The sequence below is a fragment of the Acidilobus sp. genome, from assembly GCF_049973875.1.
Lineage (GTDB): Archaea > Thermoproteota > Thermoprotei_A > Sulfolobales > Acidilobaceae > Acidilobus.
On the sequence record NZ_JBMFJI010000068.1, the window covers coordinates 1 to 2117 of the forward strand.

1 protein-coding gene and 1 pseudogene are annotated in these 2117 nt (G+C 47.3%); both read left to right on the forward strand.

Features of this window, described 5'->3' with window-relative positions; genetic code table 11:
* Nucleotides 1–82: 82 nt before the first annotated feature.
* On the forward strand, nt 83–1195 hold the full coding sequence (locus tag ACP5H1_RS08360; RefSeq protein ID WP_427974047.1) for a glycosyltransferase family 4 protein: 1113 nt from the start codon (nt 83–85) through the stop codon (nt 1193–1195).
* A gap of 336 nt (nt 1196–1531) precedes the next feature.
* Nucleotides 1532–1966, forward strand: a pseudogene (locus ACP5H1_RS08365) (glycosyltransferase family 4 protein); the annotation flags it as partial.
* Between the last annotated feature and the right edge of the window lie 151 nt (nt 1967–2117).

The following is a 2117-nucleotide window of genomic DNA, read 5'->3' on the forward strand; positions in this document are numbered from 1 at the left end:
CTCCCGAACCCATGCCACAATGTCAAAACCCTTAAAGTCTTGAACTTTGGTTAATATTAGGGTGCAACAGCGTTTGAGGATAGTGCATGTCTCGCCGTTCTACCTGCCAGTAATAGGGGGAGTAGAGGAAGTTGTAAGGAGAGTAGCTGAGTACATGGCCTCAAAAGGCCATGAAGTCCACATAATTACCTACAACAGGCTTAGGTCAGGCAACATTATGTCGCTGCCGAGGGAAGAGATCATAAATGGGGTACACATCATAAGGCTGAGACCTTCATTCACTTGGAGCCACGGCTCATACAGCCCTGAGCTTCCTGAAGTAATAAGATCCCTCAGGCCTGAAGTTGTGCATGTGCACGTCTGGAGGCACCCCCACGTCTTCCAGGTAGCTAGACTCAAAAATGAGCTTGGCTTTACTGTTGTGCTCCACGGCCACTCACCCTTTCATGGACTAAGTCAACTAGGCCCAGTGATCTGGACCTATCACAGATTAACCGACGCCCTCGGCAGGGGTGCCCTTGCTAGGTATGACGCCTATATTGCCTTGACCTCCTACGAGTCCAGAGTAATTCAGGAACTCGGGGTGAGTGAGAAAAAAATCCATGTGATCCCAAATGGAATTGATGAGGACAGATGTAATGTCAACTTGAGCTCAAGAGATGGCTCCACGGTGCTATACCTCGGAAGGATTAGCAGATCCAAGAACCTGGGCCTGCTGACGAAGTCCATGGAGTACGTTAGGGACAGAGTCAGAAAGGCAAGGCTATTAATTGCCGGCCCAGACGAAGGCGTGGCTAATGCCATCATCAGCTACTCCAGGTCTCACGGCGTTGCGGCAAATTACCTTGGAGCTGTTAATGAAAGCGAGAAGCACACACTTTACTCTATAAGTGATGTCTACGCCTTTCCATCGCTTTTTGAGCCCTTTGGGATAACGCTTTTAGAGGCCGAGTCTCACAGCACGCCGCCAGTGATAACTGGGTATGGAGGACAGATTGAGGTTGCCCCTCCAGGCGTCGTAGGCCTGTGGGCGAGGCCCAAGCCAAGGGAGTTTGGAGAAGCCATAGCGGAGCTGCTCATCGATGAGAGCCTAAGGAGAAGGTTAAGCGTTCAGGCCAGGCAATGGTCCCAGAGGTTCACGTGGGACAAACTGCTTCCTAAATATGAGGTGCTTTATCAGAAGCTCTCAACATAAGGCACAGCGATGCTATGTATTCAAATCTTTGAAATTTAACTAAGGCAATATGAAGCCTTCGTAAGGGCTATATCATGATTTCATGATATTTTTTACGTCTACACCTTAAAAAAAGTAAAGGAAGGCAGAGTTGTGTAGGCTGTAAAAGTTGAAGATATTGACGAGCCTAGGCTATTACGAAAGGGGCTTAACTACCGTTATTAACTCTCTAGCCGAATACCTTCCAAAGTATGGGGCCTAGGTAACGATGGCTGCGACAAGGGTTAGGATAAAGCTCCTGAGAAAGTCAACGTCGTAAGGCTAAGCTCAGAGGAGTTTGCAAGGGAGTCGAAGCATTATGATGGAGTTCATGTTCACACCTCTTACCCTCGCACTAAGACTGTTATTGAGGGCGAAGCTGAAAACATGGTCTTGATATGGCATGGCTATGCCCCATTGTTTTATGTGCTAGAGCTTAAGAACAAAGCCATTAGCTTTGTCTTAGAGCGCATATATAAGGAGCTCCTGCCGAGGATAGAGTATATCGCTGCTGCGTCAGATAGTGTAGCAAAACAGCTAGAAAAGATGTATCATGTGCGCTCAAGGCTAATATACAACGGAATTGAGCTTGAGATGTTCAGGCCCTGTTGCGACAGTCATATGACAGGGCCTGCGTTCTTTAACGTGACCGCCTACAACAACCTCAAGGGTAAAGACATGTTGATAAAGTACCTTCACAAAGTACATAATAAAGCAGTATCCTGGCTCCCGCTTAATAGCTCAAGGCGTTAGCATTTGACTGGGATGCATGATTATGGAATACACGTCACTCTACAGGGAAGTTGTTAGCGAAAAAGACTAAACGCGGCCTTAACGACTAGTCTTAGGTAGTAGGGAGTGGTAAAAGAGTTGAGGGTAGTTCACGTAGTTCACAACTATTGGC